The following is a 22,094-nucleotide window of genomic DNA, read 5'->3' on the forward strand; positions in this document are numbered from 1 at the left end:
TCCGCCGCTCCCGCCGGAGACGACGTCCCGCGCCTGCGGGTCGAGGGCCTGGCGGTGCATTTCCCGGTCCTGCGCGGCCAGTTCTTCCGGCGCGAGGTCGGCCGCGTGCGTGCGGTCGACGGCGTCAGCTTCGAGATCCGCCGCGGCGAGACCTTCGGGCTGGTCGGCGAATCGGGCTGCGGCAAGACCACCATCGCGCGAACGCTGCTGAAGCTCGTGGAGCCGACGGCCGGGACGATCCACGTCGACGGCGAGGACGTGACCCGGCTCGCCGGACGGCCCCTCCGGCGCTTCCGTCGCCGGGTCCAGGCGATCTTCCAGGACCCCTACTCGTCGCTCAATCCGCGCATGACGGTGGGCGACATCCTGGCCGAGCCGTTCATCGTCCACGACATCGCGATCGACCGCGCCGCCCGCGAACGCGAGATCCACCATCTGCTCGATGTCTGCGGCCTGCCGCGGCGGATCGCCCGGCGCTACCCGCACGAGATGTCGGGCGGTCAGCGCCAGCGCGTCGGCATCGCCCGCGCGCTCGCCCTCAAGCCGGACCTCATCGTCTGTGACGAGGCGGTGTCGGCGCTCGACGTCTCGGTCCAGGCGCAGATCGTCAACCTGCTGGAGGAGCTCCAGAAGGCGTTCGGGCTGACCTACCTCTTCATCGCCCACGATCTCGGCGTCGTCCGCCATCTCTGCCGGCGGGTCGGCGTCATGTACCTGGGCCGTCTCGTCGAGCAGGGCGACGCCGATGCGCTCTTCGATCGGCCGGCCCATCCCTACACGCGGGCGCTGCTCTCGGCGGTGCCGGTGCCGGACCCCGCGATCGAGTCCGGGCGTGCGCCGGAGCCGCTGAAAGGCGAGGTCCCGAGCCCCGTCGATCCGCCCGCCGGCTGTGTCTTCCACCCGCGCTGCCCGATCGCCGTCGCCGCCTGCAGCACGGCGCCGCCGCCGCCGCGCGCGCTCGCCCGCGACCACTTCGCCGCCTGCATCCGGGCCGGCGCCGACCATCCGAGCCATCCCGCCATCGAAGGAGCAGCGCCATGACGGACCACGCCGACCGTTCCGCCTCCCCCGAGGCCGCCATGCTGGCTGCCTGGGACGACGCCCACGACTTCGACCCGAAGGACCCGCTCGCCGGCCTCGCGCGCCACGAGCTGTCCGGGCCGCAGATGAGCCGGCGCACGGTCCTCCGGCTGATGGCGGCGGCCGGGACGCTGACCGCCGCCCACCTCCTGCCGCGCGGACCGGCCCTGGCCCAGGGCAAGGCCGGCGGGACGCTGAAATGCGGCTGGGCCGGGGTCGGCCAGATCACCACGCTCGACCCGGCGAAGATGAATCAGGTGCTGCAGTTCCAGATCACGTCGAACGTGCTCTCGGGACTGACCCACATCTCCGCCGAACTGATTGCGGAGGCCGATCTCGCCCGCGACTGGCAGGTCTCGGAGGACGGCACCGAATACACCTTCAACCTGCGCGAGGGCGTGACCTTCCACAACGGCGAGCCCTTCACCGCCGACGACGTGCTCTTCACCTACGCGCGATCCAAGAACCCGGCGGTCTCGATCCACTCCCGCGCGCTCGGCAACGTCGCCGGCGTCGAGAAGCTCGGCGCCCACAAGGTCAAGTTCAAGCTCAACGGCCCGCAGGCCTCGTTCCTGGTCAAGACCACCGAGCGCTCGAGCGGGCGCGTGCTCACCATCCTCAACAAGACGGCGATCGAGAAGATGGGCGAGGCGGCGCACGGGCTGGCGCCGGTCGGCACCGGTCCCTTCCGCATCGCCCAGCACACGTTGGCGCAGAGCCTGACGATGGAGAGGTTCGACCGCTACTACGATCCCGAGCGGCCGAAGCTCGACCGCGTCGTCATCCAGCCGATCCTCGACGCCGAGCCGCTGGCCGCCGCCATCGAGGCGGGCGACATCCAGCTCATCGGCGGCGGCCAGATCGCGCCCGAGCTGGTCGACCGGCTGGTCGCCAACAAGGATCTCGTCGTCAACATCCAGCCGTCGCCCGGCTTCGAGTCGATCTGGATGAATCCACACCGCGAGCCCTTCAGGGTCGCCAGCTTCGACAAGCCGGTCGAGGAGCTGATGAAGGAGAAGGGCTTCATGGTCCGGCTCGCCATCGCCAAGGCCCTCGACCGCACGCTCTTCATCCGCCAGGCCGAGTTCGGGCGCGGGACGCCGGCGCACGGCTCCGTCAACCCCGCGATGGCCTACTATTTCGACAAGGAGCTCGCCGGCACGAGCCTGCAGCGCTTCGACCTCGCCGAGGCCAAGCGGCTGATGGCGGCGGCCGGATATCCCGACGGCAAGGGCTTCCCGCGCCTCAAGGTGCTGCTGACCCCGCCGATGCGCCGCCAGGTCGAGGTCATCCGCGCCATCCTCAAGCGCAACCTCGGCATCGAGCTGGAGCCGGTGGTCAAGGACGTGCCGGTGGCGCTCGACGAGTTCGCGACGATGGAATGGGACATGGTGCGCATCGGCTCGGGCGGCGACTACGACCCCGACGACGCCATCGTCGACTGGATGCAGACGAGTTCGCTCTTCAACGGCCAGAAGCGCGACAAGGCGAAATATCCCTTCGGCTACTTCTCCGAGAAGGAGGCCGACGCCCTCATCGAGCAGCAGCGCATCGAGGGCAACCTGGAGAAGCGCCGGGCGCTGGTGCGCAAGGCGGACAAGGTGACCTCCGACAAGGTCGCGTCCGCCTTCCTCTACCACCCGGCGACGATCCTCATCCATCGCAAGTCGGTGAACTTCCCGGCAGCCAGCAAGATCCCGGCACTGGTCGACCTCGACCGCACGACCCTGGCCTGACCTCGAACCCCGGGCCGGCGGGAACGCTCCCGCCGGCCCGGCCGGAGACCCGCCCATGGCCGGCTATCTCGCGCGACGCATCCTCGGCGCCCTCCTCGTCATGTGGGCGGTGGCGACCCTCGTCTTCTTCATGATGCGGGCCGTCCCCGGCGACCCGCTGGCGGCGATGCTGTTCGATTCCGGCGATCCCGCCGCGGCCGAGGACCTGCGCAAGGCGCTGGGCATGGACGTGCCGCTGGTCGAACAATATGCGCGCTGGCTGTTCCAACTCGTCCAGGGGAACTTCGGCACCTCGATCTACGGCAGCCAGGTGCCGGTGCGCCAGCTCCTGGCCGAGGCCCTGCCGCGCACGCTCTCGATCGCCGGCCTGTCCTTCGTCGTCGCCTGCGCGCTGGCGATCCCGGCCGGCATCGTCGCCGCCATGCGCAAGAACAGCCCCGCCGACAACGCGCTGACGCTGGTCGCCTTCCTCGGCCTCTCCATGCCCGACTTCTGGTTCGCGATCCTGCTCATCATCGTCTTCGCCGCCAACCTGCAATGGCTGCCGGCGATCGGCTACACGCCATTGTCCGAGGGCTTCTGGCCCTGGCTCTCGCACCTCCTGATGCCGGCGCTGGCGGCGGGCACCACCTTCTCCGCCATCATCGCGCGCATGATCCGCTCCTCGATGATCGAGGTGCTGAAGACCGACTACATGCGCACCGCCCGCTCCAAGGGACTGCTGACCTGGCGCATCCTCGTCGTCCACGCCCTGCCCAACGCCCTCATCCCGGTCGTCACCGTCATGGGGATCGCGCTGGCGCTGATGCTGGCCGGCACCGTCGTCGTCGAGAACGTCTTTGCCATCAAGGGCCTCGGCCGGACGCTGATCGAGGGCATCCTCAACCGCGACTACCCCGTCGTGCAGGGCGCGATCCTCGCCGTCTCGGCCATCTTCATCGGCTCGAACCTGGTCGTCGACGTCCTCTACACCGTGATCGACCCCCGCATCCGGTACGCCTGATGGACCTCAGCCTGAACCCGCCCGCCCAGGACGCGGCGGCCGACGACCTGCCGCCGCCCGCCCGCCGCCGCTGGCTGCGGCCCTTCCGGACCGACCGCAAGGCGCAGTTCGGCCTCGTCGTGCTGGCCCTGCTGGTGCTCTGCGCGCTTTTCGGGCCGCTCCTTTCGCCCTACGACCCGACCGAGACGTCGTTCGACCTCACCCTGTCGCCGCCGAGCCTCGCCCATCCGCTGGGCGTCGACGACCTCGGCCGCGACGTGCTGTCCCGGCTCATCGTCGGCGCCCAGGTCTCGCTCGTGGTCGGGCTCTCGACGGTGGCGCTGGCGCTCGTCGTCGGCGTCACGCTCGGGCTGCTCGCCGGCTATTTCGGTGGCTGGATCGACTTCCTGGTGATGCGCCACATCGACCTGCAGTGGGCGTTCCCGAACTTCATCATCGCCGTCTACATGGTGGCGGTGTTCGGCACCGGACTGTGGAACGTCGTCATCGCCGTCAGCCTCGCCTACCTCGACGATTTCGCGCGCATCGCCCGCGGCATGGTGCTGACGATCAAGCAGGAGCAGTACATCGATGCCGCCCGCACGGTCGGCTGCTCGCACGCCCGCATCCTGCTGCGCCACGTCCTGCCAAATGCCGGCGCGCCGCTCATCGTCCAGGCGACGGTCAGCGTCTCCTACGCTATCCTGGCCGAGGCGGGCCTGAGCTTCCTCGGCCTCGGCGTCGACGCCGACACCCCGACCTGGGGCCTGATCCTGGCCGAGGGCCGGACCTTCATCTCGCGTGCCTGGTGGCTCGGCGTCTTCCCCGGCCTCTTCATCATGCTGACCGTGCTCAGCATCAACTTCGTCGGCGACGCGCTGCGCGACGCCCTCGACGTGCGCGAGACGGGGTAGGCCGCGCTCACGCCGCCGCGGCGACGTCCCCCGGCCGGAAGCAGGCGGCGGCATGGCCGCCGCCGGCGGGCTCCAGCTCGGGCCGCTCGCGGCCGCAGGCGTCGACCGCCAGCCCGCAGCGCGGCCGGTAGCTGCAACCGTCGTCGAGGCGCGAGAGATCGGGCGGCTGGCCCTCGATCGGGATCAGGCGCTCGGCCCGCGGCCGGTCGAGCCGCGGCACCGAGGCGAGCAGCCCCCGCGTGTAGGGATGCTGCGGCCGGGCGAAGATGTCGGCCGCCGTCCCCCGCTCGACGATGCGGCCCGCGTACATGACGTTGACCCGGTCGGCATAGCGGGCGACGAGGCCGAGATTGTGGGTGATGACGACGAGCGCCACCCCGAGCTCGCGGGTCAGATCCTTCATGAGCTTCAGGATCTGCGCCTGGATGGTGACGTCGAGCGCCGTCGTCGGCTCGTCGGCGACGATCAGGCGCGGCCGGCAGGCGAGGGCCATGGCGATCATCACGCGCTGCCGCATGCCGCCCGAGAAATGGTGCGGATACTGGGCGAGCCGCGCCCCGGGCTCGCCGATGCCGACGAGCCCGAGCAGTTCCACCGCGCGATCGGTCGCCTGCCGGCGCGACAGGCCGAGATGGGTGCGCATGTGCTCGGTGAGCTGGCGGCCGATCGTCATCAGCGGGTTCAGCGACGTCATCGGCTCCTGGAAGACCATGCCGATCCCGGGTCCGCGGATCCGCCGCAGCTCCGATTCCGGCAGCTCCGCGAGATCCCGGCCGGCGAAGCGGATATGCCCCGCGATCACGGCCGGCGGCCGCGGCACGAGGCCGGTGATCGCCAGCGCATGGACCGACTTGCCGCAGCCGCTCTCGCCGACGACGGCCACCGTCTCGCCTTCGTCGACGGCGTAGGAGATGCCGTCGACGGCGCGGACGACGGCACCGTCCGACGGGAAGCGCACCTGGAGCGCCTCGATCTCGAGCAGACTGGCCATCCCCGCCCTCCTTCGCCTCGACGGGAAGGGTGACGCAAACATCCTGCCAGTCGGCGCGGCGCGGAGGCCTCAGAGCATGTGTTCGTACTGGCAGTTGACGAGAAGCTCGGCGACCGAGCCGGTGTTCGACAGGCCGACGACCGTCGCGATCAGCCCGGCCAGCTCGTCCGGGTCGGTCATCTGGTCGCGCGGCGGCGCCGTCGGACCGCCCGCCATGTCGGTGCGGACGTAGCCGGGGCACACGGCGACGGCGCGGATGCCGCTCTCCCAGCCGATCCGGCGGACGGCGTGCGACAGCATCACCATCGCCGCCTTGCTCATCTGGTAGCCGACGGCGAGGTTGCGGGCCCGCTTGCCCGACATCGAGGCGACGTTGACGACGCGGCCCGATCCCGACGCCTTGAGGTGTGGCAGGGCGGCGCGGATCAGCCGGAACGGCGCCTTGACGTTGATCGCCAGCAGTTCGTCGAGATCGTCCTCGCTGCCGCTCTCCAGCGTCACGTTGCGGTGGATGCCCGCATTGTTGACGAGCACGTCGATGCGCCCGAAGCGCGACAGGGTCTGGTCGACCCAGCGCTGGGCGTCGGCGGGCTCGGCCGCCTCGTAGGCGAAGAGCTCGACCTCGGCCCCGCCGTCCAGCCCCGACCGGTCGGTGAAGGCGGCCGGCCGGCGCACGCCCAGCGAGAGGCGATAGCCGTCGGCGTGGAGGCGCCGTGCCACGGCATTGCCGATGCCGCGGTTGGCACCCGAAATCATCGCCACCCGCCCCATATCCTGAGATGCCATGTCGTCTCACTCCATCATCTTGTGTCCGAGGTTCCACCGGACCGGGTCGACGTGCAAGACTTGGGCGAGAGGCGCCCGGATTCGCCGGCGCCGCGGCACGGACGGCGGACAATGACGGGCTGGACACGGGTGGGCGTTGTCGGAGTGCTGCTGGCGGCCGGGCCGGCCGCCGCCGATGGGAACGTCAAGGCCGGCGCCGAATTCGCGCGACGCCACTGCGCCGGCTGCCACGCCATCGCCGGCAGCGGACCGAGCCCGAATCCGAGCGCCCCGCCGTTCCGCGGCATCACCCGGAACTGGCCGGCCGAGGCGGTGGCGGAGGCGCTGGCCGAAGGCATCCGCATCGGCCACAACGCGAAGCCGATGATCGACCTCGAGCTCTCGATCGAGGAGATCGCCGACCTCGTCGCCTATATCGGCCAGGTCCAGCGCTGACCTGCGGGTCGGCCCAGCAACGGAAGCGAGCATGGCGGAACTGACGATCGGCGGCACCCACGACATGGCGCTCAACACGGGCCTCGCCGCGCTGACGGGCCCGCACGTCTCGACCCGTTCGGCCACCCTGATCCAGCTCGTCGACAAGGCGGGCCAGGTGCAGTACGTCACCGGCACCTTCCTCTACGACGCGAACGGGACGCTGACCGGCGGCACCGTCGCGGGCATCGACGCCGGCACCACCTTCGCCATCACCGGCATCGGGGTGCCGGTGGCGGAGTATGCCGCGGCCCTGGCCGTCGGCAACGTCTTCGGCCTGCGGTCGCTGCTGTTCGCCGGCGACGACACGCTGGAGGGCAGCACCGGCGGCGACCGGCTGCTCGGCTTCGACGGCGACGACCTCGTCCTCGGCGGCTTCGGCAACGACGACCTCAACGGCAACAAGGGCGACGATACCGTCGACGGCGGCGACGGCGCCGACACCATCCATGGCGGGCAGGGCGACGACAGCGTCCTCGGCGGCGCCGGCAACGACTTCGCGACCGGCAGCCTCGGCCGCGACACCGTCATGGCCGGCGCCGGCAACGACCTCGCCTATGGCGGCCAGGGCGATGACGTGGTCCGCGGCGGCGACGGCGCCGACCGCATCTGGGGCGATGTCGGGCAGGACGCCCTCTATGGCGACCTCGGCGCCGACACGTTCTTCTTCGCCTCCGGGTCGGGCGGCGACACGCTCGACGATTTCGACCCCGCCGAGGGCGACCGCATCGCCATCGCCCGCTTCGTCAACGGCACCGACATCGACGATCCGGCCGACCTCCTCACCCGCACCCGGCTGCATCCGGACGGCCAGCTCGTCGATCTCGGCCAGGGCAACGGCATCCTCATCCGCAACCTTCCGGGCGGCGAGCTCTCCGCCGATCTCTTCCTGATCGTGTAGCCGCCGCACGCCACGGGTGATTGACCCGGCCGCGGCGGCGCCGGATCATCCCTCCCCGCGTGGGCCGTGCGATCACGCCCGGCCCGATCAACCGGGGGGCACCATGGGACAGCTCGTCGTCAACGGCTCGATCGACATGACGGTGAACGTGGGTTTCTACCCGCTGACACCGCCCTACGTCTTCACCGCCTCCGCCGTCTCGATCCAGCTCCAGACGCCGGTCGGCACGATCCAGACCTTCACCGGCTCCTTCACCAGCCAGAACCAGACCGTCACCTCGGGCTACATCGCCTCGATCAAGGAGACCTTCCAGAACTCCAATGCCATCAACTATGAGGGCACGGGCTTCACCATCGACCTCGCGGTCTACAACCAGAAGGTCGCCGAGCTCGACAGCTTCGGCCTCCGGATGGCGATCTATTCCGGCAACGACACGATCTCGGGCGGGTCGGGCGACGACAAGCTGCTGGGCTTCGACGGCAACGACCTGCTGACGGGAAGCCACGGCAACGACGAGATCAACGGCAACCAGGGCAGCGACACCGTCTATGGCGGCAACGGCGACGACAGCCTGCATGGCGGCCAGGGCGACGACACCGTGTCGGGCGACAAGGGCAACGACTTCGCCACCGGCAGCCTCGGGAACGACGATGTGCTGGGCGGCATCGGCGACGACTTCGTCTATGGCGGCAAGGGCGACGACTATGTCGACGGCGGCGCCGGCAACGACTACCTGCGCGGCGATATCGGCGACGACGTGCTGTTCGGCGGCGACGGCCGCGACCTCTTCGCCTTCGCCGACGGCAGCGGCCGCGATTCGATCGAGGACTTCTTCCGCGCCGAGGGCGACCAGATCGGCATCCAGATCAACGTCAACGGCTCGGGCATCGCCAGCTTCGCCGACCTCCAGGGCCGGTTCGTGCCGCAGGCGGACGGCACCAACCTCGACCTCGGCGGCGGCAATTTCGTCCTCATCAAGAACGTGACCACCAGCCAGCTGGCGGCGCAGGACTTCTTCTTCTTCTGACGCCGGCTCAGGCGGCGCGGCGGCGGATCGGCGGCGGCGCGGGCACCACGGGCGCCCGCCGCTCGACCCGCTCGACCGAGACGAGGCAGGTGTGGGCGGAGCAGCCCTGGGCCAGCGCCGAGGTGCCCTTGTCGAGGGTGAGGATGTTGGGATTGCCGGCGAGGTCGAGCGCGCCGTCGCCGGCATCGGCCGGCGTGTACCACGCCCCCGTCGGCAGGATGACGACGCCCGCGGCCACCCCCGCGCTCAGCCGGGCGCCCGCCAGACACTGGCCGCGGTCGTTGAACAGCCGGATCGTGTCGCCGTCGGCGATGCCGAGGCGGGCGGCGTCGCCGGGATTGAGCGAGGCGATCTCCCGCCCGTCCTGCTTGCCCGCCTGGCTGCGGGCGGAATAGTCGAGCTGGCTGTGGAGCTTGTCGACCGGCTGCCGCGAGACGAGGTGGAGGCGCCCGTCGCCCGCCCCGCCCAGCCACTCCGCGGGCTCGACCCAGGCCGGATGCGGCGGGCAGTCGGCATGCGCCATGGCGGCGATGCGCGGGCTGTGCAGGACGATGCGGCCGCTGTCGGAAGCGAGCGGATGGGCCTCCGGATCGCGGCGGAAGTCCGCGAGATAGGTGTGCCGCGCCCGCACCGGCAGGGTGGCATGGCCCTCCGCCCAGAAGGCGTCGAAGTCCGGCATCGCGTGGCCGAGCCGCTGGGCGGCGTCGGCGCGGGTCGCCTCGTAGAGATGGCGCAGCCACTCCATCTCGCCGCGGCCCTCGGTGAAGGCGTCGGCGACGCCGAGCCGGGCCGACAGGTCGGCGAAGATCCGGAAATCGTCCCGCGAACCGCCGACCGGGTCGATCGCCTTCTTCATGGCGACGACATGGTCCGACCGGCGGTTGCCGGAGAGGTCGTTGCGCTCGATCGAGGTGGTCGCCGGCAGCACGATGTCGGCGAGCCGGGCCGTCGCCGTCCAGAACGGCTCCTGCACGACAACGACCTCCGGCCGCTCCCAGGCGCGGCGCAGGCGGTTCAGGTCCTGGTGGTGGTGGAACGGGTTGCCGCCCGCCCAGTAGAGCATCCGCGTGTCGGGATAGGTGAAGCGGCGGCCGTTGTAGTCGAAGGGCTCGCCCGGCCGCGTCAGCAGGTCGGCGATGCGGGCGACCGGGATGAAGCTGCCGGTGGGGTTGACGCCGGCCGACATGGCCGGGGGCTGCGCCTGCACCTGCGGCGCCCCTACCCCGCCGAGCGAGCCGTAGCCGTAGCCGACGCCGCCGCCCGGCAGGCCGATCTGGCCGATGACGGCGGCCAGGCCCGCCGCCGCCCAGAAGGGCTGCTCGCCATGGTCGGCGCGCTGCAGCGCCCAGCTCACCGTCAGCATGGTGCGCCGCGCCGGCAGGTCGCGGGCGAGTGCCTGGATATGGCCGGCCGCGATGCCGGTGATGGGGGCGGCCCAGGCGGCGTCCTTGGCGACGCCGTCCGCGGCGCCGGAAAGGTAGGCCCGGAACTCGGCGCTGCCGGAGCAGCAGCGGTCGAGGAAGTCGAGGTCGTTGCGGCCGCCGGCGACGATCTCCTGCGCCAGCGCCAGCATCAGCGCGGTGTCGGTGTTGGGTCGGATCGGCAGCCATTCCGCCGGGACCCAGTCCGGCAGGTCGTCGCGGGCCGGCGAGACGAGGACGATGCGCGCGCCGCGCTCGACGAGCCGCTTCAGGTGGACTTCCAGCGTGTGGCGGGCGATGCCGCCCGCCTCGGTCTGGGCGGTGCGGGGCGAGAGCGCGCCGAAGACGACGACGGTCTCGGAATGCTCGGCGACCGTGTCGAGGGTCGAGCCGCCGCCGTTGCAGGCATCCTCGGCGCCGAAGACGTGCCGCAGGATCACCGGGCCGGCGGCGATGCTGTAGGTGTTGACGTGGCCGGTGTAGCCGCCGAAGAGGCCGAGCATCCGCTTCAGGCCGGTGGCGGCATGGTGGAAGCGGCCGGCGCTGGTCCAGCCGTAGGAGCCGGCGAAGATCGAGGCCGGGCCGAACCCGTCCCGCACCCGGCGGACCTGTCCGGCCACCAGGTCGAGCGCCTCGTCCCAGCCGACCGGGACGAAGGGCTCGCGGCCGCGGCCGGCGCCGTCGGCCTGCTCGCGGCCGCGCAGCCAGCCCTCGCGCACCATCGGCTGGGCGATGCGCAGGCGCGGGTCGGCCCATTCCGGCACGCTGTGGATGATGTCGGACGGCGCCGGGTCGAACTCCATCGGCTCGACCCCGACGATCCGCCCCTCCCGCACCAGCAGCCAGAAGGCTCCCCAGTGGCTGCAATGGGCGATCCGCTGCGTCCCGACGCTCATCGACAAGGCTCCCCGGCGCTCGTTCCGTTCCGAACGCGCCACTATGCCGCCGGGGCGCCCCCGGCGCTACGCCGCCTTCACGTCGGCCCCGCCCCGCTCGTAGAGGTCGCGGCCCGCCACCAGGGCGGCGATCTTGCCGTCGGCGATCGAGCGCTTCAGCATCCAGAAGCCGCAGTCGGGATGGATGTAGCGGACGCGGCCGGGGCCGAGCAGCTTCTCCGCCCGGTCGATGCGGCGGGCGATCTCGTCGGCCGTCTCGATCTCGGTGCGCTTGATGTCGACGACGCCGAGGCCGAAGCCGATGCGGGTGTCGAGGCCGCGGAAGACGGCCAGCTCCTCCGCCGGACGGGCCGCGATCTCCATGACGATGTGGTCGGCATGGAGCGCGTTCAGGTACTGCATCAGCTTGTCCCAGGCGCCCTTCTGGATCGACTGGCCGCCGTAGTTGCCGAAGCAGAGATGGACGGCCGCCTTGCCGGGCACCGCGTCGAGCACGCGGTTGATCGATCGCGCCGCCCACTCCCACTCCTCGGGATGGCCCGGCAGGTTGGCCTCGTCGACCTGGATGACCGCCGCCCCGTGGCAGTGGCGGACCTGCTCGGCGAGGACCGCCGCCAGCCCGTCGGCGACCCCGTCGACGCTGCCGTAGTGCTTGTCGATCAGCGTCTTGGCCAGCATGTGCGGGCCGGTCAGGGTGAATTTCAGCGGCTTCTGGGCGAGCCGGGCGGCGCGCGCGCAGGCGGACGGCAGGTCGAGGGTGCCGGCGCCGATCGGCCCGTCGACGACGCCCGGCGGCCGGGTCCGGAACGCCATGCCGCGCTGGGCGCGGTAGCCCATCATCTCGTCGAAGCCGATGGCGGTCCGGATGCCCGACATCGGCCGCACGAAATATTCGATCATCCCATTGGTCTCGGGATGGTTGACGTCGAAGCGGTAGAGCTCGCCGTCGCAGACGAGATCGATCCCGGCCCGCTCCTGGGTGTGCAGGACGACGCGGGTGGCATCGACCAGCGCCTGCTCGGTCGGCAGCGCCGCCAGCCAGTCGGGAATGGGATAGGAACCGACGACGGTGGTCTGGATGCGCGGCATGGCGTCCTCCGGTAACAAGTATCCAGTTGGTTACTTCGGAAGCTAGCATCGCCGCCGGACGGGCAGCAACCGCCCTTTCCATGGGCGGGTCGCCGCTGCTTTAATCGCCGGGACACCGTCCCGCCCCTGCCCCCGAAAGACCGACCGGCCATGGCGCTCATCAACTACCTGACCCGCATCCAGTTCGATTTCGGCGCCCTGGCGCTGCTGCCGGACGAACTGAAGCTGATCGGCATCCGGCGGCCGCTGCTGGTGACCGACAAGGGCGTCGTCGCCGCCGGGCTGCTGGAGCGGGTGGCGGCCACTCTGCCGGCCGACGTCGCCACCGCCCTCTTCGACGGTACGCCCGCCAACCCGACGGAGCGGGCGGCGCTGGCCGCGCTTGACGCCTACCGGGCGCACGGTGCCGACGGCATCATCGCCATCGGCGGCGGCTCCTCCATGGACCTCGCCAAGGCGGTCGCCGTGCTGGCGACGCACGAGCCGCCGCTGGTGCAGTACGCCGCCGCCGAGGGCGGCGTCGCCCGCATCACGCCGCGCGTGGCGCCGATCGTCGCCATCCCGACCACCGCCGGCACCGGCAGCGAGGTCGGCCGCGGCGCCATCATCATCTTCAACGACGGCCGCAAGATCGGCCTGATCAGCCCGTTCCTGCTGCCGAAGCTGGCGCTCTGCGACCCCGAACTGACGCTCGGCCTGCCGCGCGGGATGACCGCCGGCACCGGCATGGATGCCCTCACGCACTGCGTCGAGACGTTCCTGTCGCCCAACGTCAACCCGCCGGCCGACGCCATCGCGCTCGACGGCGCCCGGCGCGCCGCCCGCTTCCTGGTCCGCGCGGTCGAGGACGGCCAGGACCGCGAGGCGCGCTGGAACATGATGATGGCGGCGATGGAGGGCGCGATGGCCTTCCAGAAGGGCCTCGGCGCCGTCCACGCGATGTCGCACCCGCTGGGCAGCCTGGAGGAGCTGAAGCTCCACCACGGCACGCTCAATGCCGTGATCCTGCCGACCATCCTGCGGTGGAACGACGGCCATGTCGGCGACAAGTACCAGCGTCTCTGCGAGGCGATGGACCTGCCGTCGGGCACCGACCTCGCGCGCCATGTCGAGCAGTTGAATGCCCGCATCGGCCTGCCGCCGGGCCTGGCCGCCATGGGCGTGCCGAGCCAGGTGCTGCCGCGCATGTCCGAGGCGGCGATCAAGGATCATTGCCACCTGACGACGCCGCGCCAGCCGACGGTCGAGGAGTACCACGCCCTCTTCCTGCAGGCGATGTGAGGGAGCACGCCAATGGACCTGCGCAAGCTGCATCCGCTGTTCGGCGTCGAGATCCTCGGCGTCGACGTCGCGCGGCCGATGACGGAAGCGGAATTCCGGCCGATCCGCGCCGCCTTCGAGGAGCACGGGCTGCTGCTCTTCCGCGACCAGGACCTGGACGACGAGACGCAGGTCGCCTTCAGCGAGCATTTCGGCCCGCTCGAGAAGACGATCAGCGCCAACCCGGCGGGCGGCACGCTCTTCGCCCGCCAGTCGAACCTCGACATCCGGACCGGGGAGACCATCCCGCCCGAGGACCGGCGGATGATCTACCAGAAGGCCAACTACCTCTGGCATTCCGACAGTTCCTACAAGGCGGTGCCGTCGCTGTGCTCGCTGCTGTCCGGCCGCATCTGCCCGCCCGAGGGCGGCAACACCGAGTTCGCCGACATGGCCGCCGCCTACGACGCCCTGCCGGCGGCGACCAAGCGGCAGCTCGAAGGGCTGGTCGCCGAGCACTCGATGATCCATTCGCGCGCCCAGGTCGATCCCACCGTCCTGACCGAGGCGGAGAAGGCCGAGCTGCCGGCGGTGCGGCAGACCATGGTCCGTGTCAATCCGGTGACCGGGCGCAAGGCGCTCTTCATCGGCGCCCACTGCTCGCACGTCGTCGGCTGGCCGCTCGAGGAGGGCCGGGCCTTCGTCCGCCACCTGACCGAGACCGCCATCCGCCCGGAATTCTGCCATTCGCACGCGTGGCGCGCCGGCGACATCCTGGTCTGGGACAATCGCCGGCTGCTGCACCGCGCCACCGCCTACGACGCGGTCCGCTACAAGCGCCTGATGCAGCGCACGACGGTCGCCGGCGACGCGCCGACGGTGCCGCAGTGACGGTGCGGCGGCGGCCGTTTCATCACGGCTGAAAATAGAGAGGACGGTTTGCAATCTCCCGATCGGTTGATAGGCTGGAGCCAACTGCCGGCTCGACCGCGCGAACATCGGGAGTGACGTTCATGGAGTTTCGGAAGCTCCACCCGACCTTCGGGGTGGAGGTGCTGGGTGTCGATGTCGGGCGTCCGCTGGACGCCGAGCGCTTCGCACGCATTCGCGGCGCGTTCGAGGAGCACGGCCTGCTGCTGTTCCGGGGCCAGGACCTGGACGACGAGACGCAGGTGCGGTTCAGCGAGCGCTTCGGCCCGCTGGAGAAGACCTTCAGCCAGAATCCCGCCGGCGGCACCCTCTTCGCCCGGCAGTCGAACCTCGACATCCGGACCGGCGAGACCATCCCGCTCGAAGACCCGCGGATGATCTACCAGCGCGCCAACATGCTCTGGCACTCCGACAGTTCCTTCAAGCGCGTCCCGTCCCTGTGCTCGCTGCTGTCGGCCCGGATCGTCCCGCCCGAGGGCGGCAATACCGACTTCGCCGACATGCGCGCCGCCTACGACGCGCTGCCGCAGGCGACGAAGGACCGGCTCGAGGGGCTGGTGGCGGAACATTCCATTGCCCATTCGCGCGCCCTGGTGTGCCCGGAACTGCTCACCGAACACCAGAAGACGGTGGAGGCCCCGCCGATGCCGCAGCTCATGGTGCGGACCAACCCGGTCACCGGCCGCAAGGCGCTCTTTATCGGCGCCCACTGCGCGCGCGTCGTCGGCTGGCCCGAGGACGAGGGCCGGGCCTTCGTCCGCCACCTCATGGAGACGGCGATCCGGCCGGAGTTCTGCTACTCGCACCAGTGGCGCGAGGGCGACCTCATCGTCTGGGACAACCGCAGCCTCCTGCACAAGGCGACGCCCTACGACAGCGTCCGCTACAAGCGCCTGATGCAGCGCACGACCGTGGCCGGCGACGGGCCGACCGTGATGCAGTAGCCCGACCGACCGACGACCCCGGACCGCCCCCGCCAGAGGGACGGCCGGACCCGTGCCGGACAGAGGTCCGGCACCCCGGGAAGAACGCCTGACCAGACAGGGAGACCGAACATGCGCCTCATCGTGACCGCCGCCCTCGCCGTGGCCCTGACGCCGTTCGCCGCCTCGGCGCAGATGCCGGCCCCCAAGCAGCAGTTCATGTCGATGGCGACGTCGAGCGTCGGCGGCAGCTGGTTCCCGCTCGGCGGCGCGATGGCCAAGGTCATCGGCGACGCCTATCCCCAGCTCAAGATCACCGCCGAGGTGACCGGCGGCACCGCCGACAACCTCAAGCTGCTGAAGAACGGCCAGGTCGAGCTCGCGCTCTCGACCAACGACATGGCCTACCTCGCGGCGAAGGGCGAAGGACCGTTCAAGGGCGCCGCGATCTCGAACTTCAAGGGCCTGCTCGGCGGCCACGCCATCATCTGGCAGGTCTACACCCTGAAATCGAGCGGCATCCGCAGCCTCAAGGACTTCAAGGGCAAGCGCCTGTCGCTCGGCGCCGCCGGCTCGATCGGCGGGCCGACCGGCCAGATCGTCATGGAGGCCTACGGCCTCAAGATGAACACCGACTGGAAGCCGGAATATCTCGGCCACGGCGACGGACCGGGCGCCCTGCTCGACGGCCGCGTCGACGGCGTCCTCATCATCAGTTCGGCGCCGACGGCCGCCGTCACCGACATCACCAGCCGGCGCGGCGAGGAGGTCGTCTTCCTCAATCCCGAGAAGGAGATCCTCGACAAGCTGATCGAGAAGCATCCCTACTGGTTCCCGGCCGTCATTCCGGGTGGGGCCTACAAGGGCCATCCCAACGACATCCCGAACTCGTTCGGCAGCGCCACCATCCTGGTCGCCCACGAGAAGGTGTCGGACGAGGCCGCCTACGCCACCGTCAAGGCCCTGATCGAGAACCACGGCAAGCTCGTCGCCGCCAACGCGCTGGCCAAGGAATGGTCGCGCGAGAACGCGACCCGCGGCATCGCCGGCGTCATGCCGTTCCATCCCGGCGCCGAGAAGTACCTGAAGGAAGCGGGCGTCCTGAAGTAGGGCGGCGAGCCGGACCGGCATCGCATCGAGGCGGGGGCGACGCATGAGCGAGCGGCGGGACGTGATCGCAACGCTGGCCGCGGTGATCGCCGCCGCCTTCAGCCTCTTCCATCTCTGGTCGAGCTGGGGCGGAACCCTGGCGACGCTGCAGCAGAACTATGTCCATCTCGGCTTCGCCCTCGTCCTCGTCTTCCTCACCCGGCCGGCCACCGCGCACGGCCGGGTGCGCCCGGCGCTGGACCTGCCGCTGGCGGCGCTCTCGGTCGTCGTCTGCGTCTATCCCGTCCTCCACTTCCTCGACATCGCCATGCGCGGCGCCGGCGACCCGACCCGGTTCGAGGTCTGGGCCGGCGTCGTCGCCACCCTCGTCATCATCGAGGCGACGCGGCGGATGCTGGGCTGGGCCCTGCCGATCATGGCGCTGCTGGCGCTCGCCTACGCCTTCCTCGGGCCGGACCTGCCGGGCATCTTCGCGCACCGGGGATTCAGCCTGGAGCGGGTGTCGGCCACCCTCTACCTGACGACCTCCGGCATCGCCGGCACGCCCTTGCAGGTGTCGGCCACCTACGTCGCGATCTTCGTCATCTTCGCCGCCTTCCTCGACGTGTCGGGGGCCGGCAAGTTCTTCATCGACTGGAGCCACGCCGCGCTCGGCTGGATGCGCGGCGGGCCGGCCAAGGTCGCGGTCGCCGCCAGCGCGCTGATGGGGACCGTCTCCGGCAGCGCCGTCGCGAACACGGTGGCCACCGGCACCTTCACCATCCCGATCATGAAGCGGTCGGGGATGAGCCCGGCCTTCGCCGGCGCCGTCGAGGCGACCGCCTCCTCGGGCGGCCAGATCATGCCCCCCGTCATGGGCGCGGCCGCCTTCATCATGGTCGAGATCCTCGGCATCTCCTACACCCAGGTCATGGTCGCGGCGGCGATCCCGGCGGTCCTCTACTTCCTCGCCGTCTTCGCCATGGTCGACTTCGAGGTCGCCAAGCAGGGCATCCGCGGCATTCCGCGCGCGGAACTGCCGGACGCCTGGGCGATCTTCCGCCAGGGCTGGTACCTGCTGGCGCCGCTGGCCGTGCTCGTCTACCTGCTGGTCGGCATCGAGTACACGCCGACCAAGTCGGCCTTCTTCGGCGTCGTCACCGTCGTCGCCGCCAGCATGATCGGGGCGGCCACCCGCATGGGGCCGGCCCGCATCTGGGAGGCGCTGCGCCAGGGCGGCATGGCGATCCTCGAGACCGCCTGCGTGTGCGCCTGCGCCGGCATCGTCATCGGCGTCCTCATGCTGACCGGCCTCGCGCTCCGGCTCTCCGGCATCATGATCGACCTCGCCGGCGGCAACCTGCTGGTCCTGCTCCTCATCACCATGGTCGTGTCGGTCATCCTGGGCATGGGCCTGCCGACCTCGGCCGTCTATGTCATCCTGGCGATCCTGGTCGCGCCGGCGATGATCGAATCCGGCGTCAACCCGCTCGCCGCCCACATGTTCATCTTCTATTTCGGCGTCCTGGCGAACGTGACGCCGCCGGTCGCGATCGCCGCCTATGCCGGCGCGGGCATCGCCGGCGCCGACCCGACCCGCACCGGGCTGATCGCCTTCCGGCTGGCGCTGGCCGGCTTCATCCTGCCCTTCATGTGGGTCTACGAGCCGGCCCTGCTGATGCAGGGCGAGCCGATGCGCATCGTGCTCGCCTGCATCAGCGGCGTCGTTGGGATCCTCGCCCTGTCGGCGGCGCTGCAGAGCTATCTTCTCGGCCGCCGCGCGACCTGGTGGGAGCGGCTGCTGCTCGGCGCCGGCGCCCTCTGCCTCATCAAGCCCGGCTGGGTCACCGACCTCGTCGGCGTCGGGCTGCTGGCGGCGGCGCTCGCCAGCCGCTACTGGCTGCCGGCGCCGCGGCCGGTCGCAAGCTCGGCCGAATGAGCCTCCCGGAGCCCGAGCGCGCCTCGGCCGACATCCTCGTCCTCGGCGGCGGCCTCGCCGGCTTTCAGGCGGCGATCGCCGCTGCCGCCGCCGGCCGGCGGACGATCCTCGCCCATCATGCGCGCGGCGCCTCGCCGCACGTCATCGGCGCCAACGTGCCGCTCGGCCATGTCGACCCGGCCGACGGGCCGGAGGCCTATGCCGAGGACATGATCGCCGGCGGCTACGGCCTGAACGACCGCCGGCTGGTGCGAGCCCTGGCCGAGCGCTCGGTCGCCGTCTTCGCCGACCTCGCCGCGCAGGGCATTCCCTTCGCCGGTGCCGGCGGCCGCTTCGCCCAGCGCCACCTCTCCGGCAACCGCTACCCGCGCTCGGTCTTCGTGCCCGAGGGGACGGGCCGCACCATCCTCGACCATCTCGCCCGCCGGGCCGCGGCCCTCGGCGTCGAGATCCTGCCCGGCTGGCAGGCGATCGACCTGCTGCGGGACGGCGCGGCCGTCGCCGGCGCCCTCCTCTATCGCAAGGCCGGTGGCCGGCTGCTGGCGGTCGCGGCGGCGGAGACGGTGCTGGCGGCGGGCGGCATCGGCCGGCTCTACGAGGACAGCACCTATCCGGCCGACGTCGCCGCGGCGTCGTACGGGCTGGCGCTCGACGCCGGGGCGACGTTGATCGACATGGAGTTCGTGCAGTTCGAGCCGACCGTCACCGTCCATCCGGCCGGCGCCCGCGGCATGGAAATGCCGACCGCGATGCTGGGCGACGGCGCGACGTTGCGCAACGCCGCCGGGGAGCGCTTCATGTTCCGCCACAACCCCGAGCATGGCGAGAAGCGGATCGAGAAGGCGCGCATGGCGCTGGCGATCCAGGCGGAGATCGACGCCGGCCGCGGCTTTCCGGACGGCACCGTCGCCATGGACACGACCGTCCTCCCCGTCGCGGCGCGCGAGAGCTACGTCAGCCACTGCCGCCGCCTGCGCCAGGCGGGGCTCGATCCCGCGGCCGAGATGCCGCGGGTGCGACCGGCCGCCCACAGCCAGATGGGCGGCATCCGCATCGCGGCCGACGGCGCCACCGGGGTTCCCGGCCTCTTCGCCGCCGGCGAGGCGACGGGCGGGGTCCATGGCGCGAGCCGCCTCGCCGGCAACGGCGGCGGCGAGACGATCGTCTTCGGCGTCATCGCCGGCGAGGCCGCCGCGCGCGCCGCCGGCTCGCCGCCGGCGGCCGACGTCGCGGCGGCGCTCGACCGCCTCCGGCAGGTGCCGCGCGGCGCCGCCGATGCCGGCCGGCTCAAGGACCGGCTGCGGGCGACGATGAGCCGCCATGTCGGCCTCTACCGCACCGGCGACGGGCTGCGCAGCGCCCTGGAGGAGATCGCGGAGATGGAAGGCGAACTGGCGGGCGGCACCGCGGCCGACGGCCTCGACGGCATCGTCGACGCCATCGAGGCCCGTCACATGGCGGTCACCGCGCGCATGATCGCTACCGCCGCCCTGCGCCGGACCGAGAGCCGCGGCGCCCACCAGCGCCGCGACCACCCGGAGCGGGACGATGCCCGCTGGCTCGTCCATGTCGCCTTCCGAGCCGACGGCGGCCGGCTGGAGACGTTCGAGATCGGGATCGACTGAATGGCGGGCGCCGACGGCCGTGCCGTCCGCGCCCGCCGCTTCTGGGTCAGGCCGCTTCCGCGCGCTCCGCGCCGCCGATCGCGAGCTTGCCGCCCGCGACCGTGACCGGCACCCGGTCGCCGTCCTTGATGCGGCCTTCCAGCAGCATCTGGGCGAGCGGGTTCTGCAACTCGCGCTGGATCACCCGCTTCAGCGGCCGCGCCCCGTAGACCGGGTCGTAGCCGGCGTTGCCGATCCAGGTGCGCGCCGCCTCGTCGAGGTCGAGCGTGATCTTGCGGTCGGCCAGCAGCTTCTGCAGCCGGCCCATCTGGATGTCGACGATGGCGGCCATCTGCCGCCGCTCCAGCCGGTGGAAGAGCAGGATCTCGTCGAGCCGGTTCAGGAACTCGGGCCGGAAGGCGCCGCGGACGACCGCCATCACCTGCTCGCGCACCGCGCTCGAATCCTGGCCGTCGGGCTGGCGCGCCAGCACGTCCGAGCCGAGATTCGAGGTCAGCACGATGAGGGTGTTGCGGAAGTCGACCGTCCGCCCCTGCCCGTCCGTCAGCCGGCCGTCGTCCAGCACCTGCAGCAGCACGTTGAAGACGTCGGGATGCGCCTTCTCGACCTCGTCGAAGAGGATCACCTGGTAGGGCCGGCGCCGCACCGCCTCGGTCAGCACGCCGCCCTCCTCGTAGCCGACATAGCCGGGAGGGGCGCCGATCAGCCGCGCGACCGAGTGCTTCTCCATGAACTCCGACATGTCGACCCGGACCATCGCCTGGTCGTCGTCGAAGAGAAACGCGGCCAGGGCCTTGGTCAGCTCGGTCTTGCCGACGCCGGTCGGCCCGAGGAAGAGGAACGAGCCGATCGGCCGGTTCGGGTCCTGGAGGCCGGCGCGGGCGCGGCGGACGGCATTGGAGACGGCGACGATCGCCTCCTCCTGGCCGACGACGCGCCGCTTCAGCGCCTCCTCCATGGCGAGCAGCTTCTCGCGCTCGCCCTCCAGCATCTTGTCGACCGGGATGCCGGTCCAGCGCGAGACGACGCCGGCGACGTCCTGCGCCTCCACCTGCTCCTTGACCATACGGTCGGCCCCGGCACCCTCGGCCTCGGCGATCTTGCGCTCGAGCTCGGGGACGACGCCGTAGGTGATCTCGCCGGCGCGCGCCCAGTTGCCCTCGCGCTGCGCCGTCTCCAGCGCGACCCGCGCCTGGTCGAGCTCGACCTTGAGCTTCTGCACGCTGGAGAGCTTGTCCTTCTCCGCCTGCCACTTCGCGGTCAGCTCGGCCGAGCGCTGCTCGAGGTCGGCCAGTTCCTTCGACAGCCGCTCCAGCCGGTCGCGGGAACCGCTGTCGGTCTCCTTCTTCAGGGCGGCCTGCTCGATCTTGAGCTGGATGATCCGCCGGTCGAGCTCGTCGATCGCCTCGGGCTTGCTGTCGACCGCCATGCGCAGCCGGCTCGCCGCCTCGTCGATCAGGTCGATCGCCTTGTCGGGTAGGAAACGGTCGGTGATGTAGCGGTTGGAGAGCGTCGCCGCCGCCACGATCGCGGCGTCGGTGATGCGCACGCCGTGATGCTGCTCGTACTTCTCGTTGAGGCCGCGCAGGATCGAGATCGTGTCCTCGACCGTCGGCTCGCCGACGAAGACGGGCTGGAAGCGCCGCGCCAGCGCGGCGTCCTTCTCGATGTGCTTGCGGTACTCGTCGAGCGTGGTCGCGCCGACGCAGTGCAGCTCGCCGCGGGCAAGCGCCGGCTTCAGCATGTTGGAGGCGTCCATCGCCCCCTCGGCCTTGCCGGCGCCGACCAGCGTGTGCAGTTCGTCGATGAAGAGGACGATCTCGCCCTCGGCCGCCGTCAGTTCCGACATGACGGCCTTGAGGCGCTCCTCGAACTCGCCGCGGAACTTGGCGCCGGCGATGAGCGCGCCGAGATCGAGCGCCAGCAGGCGCTTGTCCTTCAGGCTCTCCGGCACGTCGCCCTTGACGATGCGCAGCGCCAGGCCCTCGACGATGGCGGTCTTGCCGACGCCGGGCTCGCCGATCAGCACCG

General features: G+C 71.1%; 18 protein-coding genes. 13 read left to right on the plus strand and 5 right to left on the minus strand.

All coding sequences use genetic code 11. The features are described 5' to 3' along the window. The first annotated feature begins 54 nt into the window (after nucleotides 1-54). The 4 genes from ACE3Q3_RS03760 to ACE3Q3_RS03775 are packed head-to-tail and all read left to right on the plus strand — an operon-like array spanning nucleotide 55 to nucleotide 4,712. A complete protein-coding gene (locus ACE3Q3_RS03760; RefSeq protein WP_374442002.1) occupies nucleotides 55-1,041 on the plus strand; it encodes an ABC transporter ATP-binding protein in 987 nt (328 codons plus the stop codon). Then, complete coding sequence (locus ACE3Q3_RS03765; protein ID WP_374442005.1) at nucleotides 1,038-2,816, plus strand: ABC transporter substrate-binding protein; 1,779 nt, start codon at nucleotides 1,038-1,040, stop codon at nucleotides 2,814-2,816. Before ACE3Q3_RS03760 ends, ACE3Q3_RS03765 begins: the two co-directional genes overlap by 4 nt. A 55-nt stretch (nucleotides 2,817-2,871) precedes the next feature. Beyond that, nucleotides 2,872-3,819, plus strand: a complete 948-nt coding sequence (locus ACE3Q3_RS03770) for an ABC transporter permease (protein ID WP_374442009.1) — start codon at nucleotides 2,872-2,874, stop codon at nucleotides 3,817-3,819. Next, on the plus strand, nucleotides 3,819-4,712 hold the full coding sequence (locus ACE3Q3_RS03775) for an ABC transporter permease (protein ID WP_374442012.1): 894 nt from the start codon (nucleotides 3,819-3,821) through the stop codon (nucleotides 4,710-4,712). Before ACE3Q3_RS03770 ends, ACE3Q3_RS03775 begins: the two co-directional genes overlap by 1 nt. 7 nt (nucleotides 4,713-4,719) lie before the next feature. Here ACE3Q3_RS03775 and ACE3Q3_RS03780 read toward each other — a convergent pair whose 3' ends face one another. Together ACE3Q3_RS03780 and ACE3Q3_RS03785 are read right to left on the minus strand one after the other, a co-directional pair. Further along, nucleotides 4,720-5,703 carry an ABC transporter ATP-binding protein gene (locus tag ACE3Q3_RS03780; RefSeq protein ID WP_374442015.1) on the minus strand — a complete coding sequence of 328 codons (984 nt, stop codon included), beginning with the start codon at nucleotides 5,701-5,703 and terminating at the stop codon, nucleotides 4,720-4,722. A gap of 69 nt (nucleotides 5,704-5,772) precedes the next feature. Beyond that, the gene (locus tag ACE3Q3_RS03785) at nucleotides 5,773-6,489 is read right to left on the minus strand and encodes an SDR family NAD(P)-dependent oxidoreductase (protein WP_374442018.1); all 717 of its coding nucleotides are present in this window, start codon (nucleotides 6,487-6,489) and stop codon (nucleotides 5,773-5,775) included. A gap of 111 nt (nucleotides 6,490-6,600) precedes the next feature. Between ACE3Q3_RS03785 and ACE3Q3_RS03790 the strand changes: the two genes are divergently transcribed. The 3 genes from ACE3Q3_RS03790 (at nucleotide 6,601) to ACE3Q3_RS03800 (ending at nucleotide 8,891) form a co-directional block, all read left to right on the plus strand. After that, nucleotides 6,601-6,924, plus strand: a complete 324-nt coding sequence (locus ACE3Q3_RS03790; RefSeq protein ID WP_374442021.1) for a cytochrome c — start codon at nucleotides 6,601-6,603, stop codon at nucleotides 6,922-6,924. Nucleotides 6,925-6,955: 31 nt separating this feature from the next. Next, nucleotides 6,956-7,864, plus strand: coding sequence for a calcium-binding protein (locus ACE3Q3_RS03795; protein WP_374442023.1), 909 nt, complete (start codon nucleotides 6,956-6,958; stop codon nucleotides 7,862-7,864). Between the two features lie 103 nt (nucleotides 7,865-7,967). Further along, complete coding sequence (locus tag ACE3Q3_RS03800) at nucleotides 7,968-8,891, plus strand: calcium-binding protein (RefSeq protein ID WP_374442026.1); 924 nt, start codon at nucleotides 7,968-7,970, stop codon at nucleotides 8,889-8,891. A gap of 7 nt (nucleotides 8,892-8,898) precedes the next feature. Here ACE3Q3_RS03800 and ACE3Q3_RS03805 read toward each other — a convergent pair whose 3' ends face one another. Next, the gene (locus ACE3Q3_RS03805) at nucleotides 8,899-11,208 is read right to left on the minus strand and encodes a molybdopterin-dependent oxidoreductase (RefSeq protein WP_374442029.1); all 2,310 of its coding nucleotides are present in this window, start codon (nucleotides 11,206-11,208) and stop codon (nucleotides 8,899-8,901) included. 66 nt (nucleotides 11,209-11,274) lie between these two features. Continuing rightward, a complete protein-coding gene (locus ACE3Q3_RS03810; RefSeq protein ID WP_374442032.1) occupies nucleotides 11,275-12,297 on the minus strand; it encodes a cobalamin-independent methionine synthase II family protein in 1,023 nt (340 codons plus the stop codon). Nucleotides 12,298-12,447: 150 nt separating this feature from the next. On the opposite strand from ACE3Q3_RS03810, the gene ACE3Q3_RS03815 reads away from it, so the two are divergent. From ACE3Q3_RS03815 to ACE3Q3_RS03840, 6 genes are all read left to right on the plus strand, one after another. Then, nucleotides 12,448-13,578 carry an iron-containing alcohol dehydrogenase gene (locus tag ACE3Q3_RS03815; protein ID WP_374442036.1) on the plus strand — a complete coding sequence of 377 codons (1,131 nt, stop codon included), beginning with the start codon at nucleotides 12,448-12,450 and terminating at the stop codon, nucleotides 13,576-13,578. 12 nt (nucleotides 13,579-13,590) lie between these two features. Further along, nucleotides 13,591-14,448: a TauD/TfdA dioxygenase family protein gene (locus ACE3Q3_RS03820; protein WP_374442039.1), complete on the plus strand. Its 858-nt coding sequence runs from the start codon at nucleotides 13,591-13,593 to the stop codon at nucleotides 14,446-14,448. Nucleotides 14,449-14,570: 122 nt separating this feature from the next. Beyond that, nucleotides 14,571-15,431: a TauD/TfdA dioxygenase family protein gene (locus ACE3Q3_RS03825; RefSeq protein ID WP_374442042.1), complete on the plus strand. Its 861-nt coding sequence runs from the start codon at nucleotides 14,571-14,573 to the stop codon at nucleotides 15,429-15,431. A 111-nt stretch (nucleotides 15,432-15,542) separates the two neighbouring features. Continuing rightward, nucleotides 15,543-16,520, plus strand: a complete 978-nt coding sequence (locus ACE3Q3_RS03830; protein WP_374442045.1) for a TAXI family TRAP transporter solute-binding subunit — start codon at nucleotides 15,543-15,545, stop codon at nucleotides 16,518-16,520. 43 nt (nucleotides 16,521-16,563) lie between these two features. Beyond that, nucleotides 16,564-18,438, plus strand: coding sequence for a TRAP transporter permease (locus ACE3Q3_RS03835; protein WP_374442047.1), 1,875 nt, complete (start codon nucleotides 16,564-16,566; stop codon nucleotides 18,436-18,438). Continuing rightward, nucleotides 18,435-20,063, plus strand: coding sequence for an FAD-binding protein (locus ACE3Q3_RS03840; RefSeq protein WP_374442050.1), 1,629 nt, complete (start codon nucleotides 18,435-18,437; stop codon nucleotides 20,061-20,063). Before ACE3Q3_RS03835 ends, ACE3Q3_RS03840 begins: the two co-directional genes overlap by 4 nt. A 46-nt stretch (nucleotides 20,064-20,109) precedes the next feature. Here ACE3Q3_RS03840 and ACE3Q3_RS03845 read toward each other — a convergent pair. Further along, nucleotides 20,110-22,094: AAA family ATPase (locus ACE3Q3_RS03845; protein ID WP_374442054.1), on the minus strand; the 1,985-nt coding region annotated here is incomplete at its 5' end.

Source organism: Allostella sp. (assembly GCF_041913585.1).
In the GTDB taxonomy this organism is placed as follows: Bacteria; Pseudomonadota; Alphaproteobacteria; order ATCC43930; family Allostellaceae; genus Allostella.

Excerpts from the sequence above, each read along its gene's own strand:
- ACE3Q3_RS03765 (WP_374442005.1), top strand. The coding sequence starts at position 1,038 with ATGACGGACCACGCCGACCGTTCCGCCTCCCCCGAGGCCGCCATGCTG.
- ACE3Q3_RS03770 (WP_374442009.1), top strand. The coding sequence starts at position 2,872 with ATGGCCGGCTATCTCGCGCGACGCATCCTCGGCGCCCTCCTCGTCATG.
- ACE3Q3_RS03775 (WP_374442012.1), top strand. The coding sequence starts at position 3,819 with ATGGACCTCAGCCTGAACCCGCCCGCCCAGGACGCGGCGGCCGACGAC.
- ACE3Q3_RS03780 (WP_374442015.1), bottom strand. The coding sequence starts at position 5,703 with ATGGCCAGTCTGCTCGAGATCGAGGCGCTCCAGGTGCGCTTCCCGTCG.
- ACE3Q3_RS03785 (WP_374442018.1), bottom strand. The coding sequence starts at position 6,489 with ATGGCATCTCAGGATATGGGGCGGGTGGCGATGATTTCGGGTGCCAAC.
- ACE3Q3_RS03790 (WP_374442021.1), top strand. The coding sequence starts at position 6,601 with ATGACGGGCTGGACACGGGTGGGCGTTGTCGGAGTGCTGCTGGCGGCC.
- ACE3Q3_RS03795 (WP_374442023.1), top strand. The coding sequence starts at position 6,956 with ATGGCGGAACTGACGATCGGCGGCACCCACGACATGGCGCTCAACACG.
- ACE3Q3_RS03800 (WP_374442026.1), top strand. The coding sequence starts at position 7,968 with ATGGGACAGCTCGTCGTCAACGGCTCGATCGACATGACGGTGAACGTG.
- ACE3Q3_RS03805 (WP_374442029.1), bottom strand. The coding sequence starts at position 11,208 with ATGAGCGTCGGGACGCAGCGGATCGCCCATTGCAGCCACTGGGGAGCC.
- ACE3Q3_RS03810 (WP_374442032.1), bottom strand. The coding sequence starts at position 12,297 with ATGCCGCGCATCCAGACCACCGTCGTCGGTTCCTATCCCATTCCCGAC.
- ACE3Q3_RS03815 (WP_374442036.1), top strand. The coding sequence starts at position 12,448 with ATGGCGCTCATCAACTACCTGACCCGCATCCAGTTCGATTTCGGCGCC.
- ACE3Q3_RS03820 (WP_374442039.1), top strand. The coding sequence starts at position 13,591 with ATGGACCTGCGCAAGCTGCATCCGCTGTTCGGCGTCGAGATCCTCGGC.
- ACE3Q3_RS03825 (WP_374442042.1), top strand. The coding sequence starts at position 14,571 with ATGGAGTTTCGGAAGCTCCACCCGACCTTCGGGGTGGAGGTGCTGGGT.
- ACE3Q3_RS03830 (WP_374442045.1), top strand. The coding sequence starts at position 15,543 with ATGCGCCTCATCGTGACCGCCGCCCTCGCCGTGGCCCTGACGCCGTTC.
- ACE3Q3_RS03835 (WP_374442047.1), top strand. The coding sequence starts at position 16,564 with ATGAGCGAGCGGCGGGACGTGATCGCAACGCTGGCCGCGGTGATCGCC.
- ACE3Q3_RS03840 (WP_374442050.1), top strand. The coding sequence starts at position 18,435 with ATGAGCCTCCCGGAGCCCGAGCGCGCCTCGGCCGACATCCTCGTCCTC.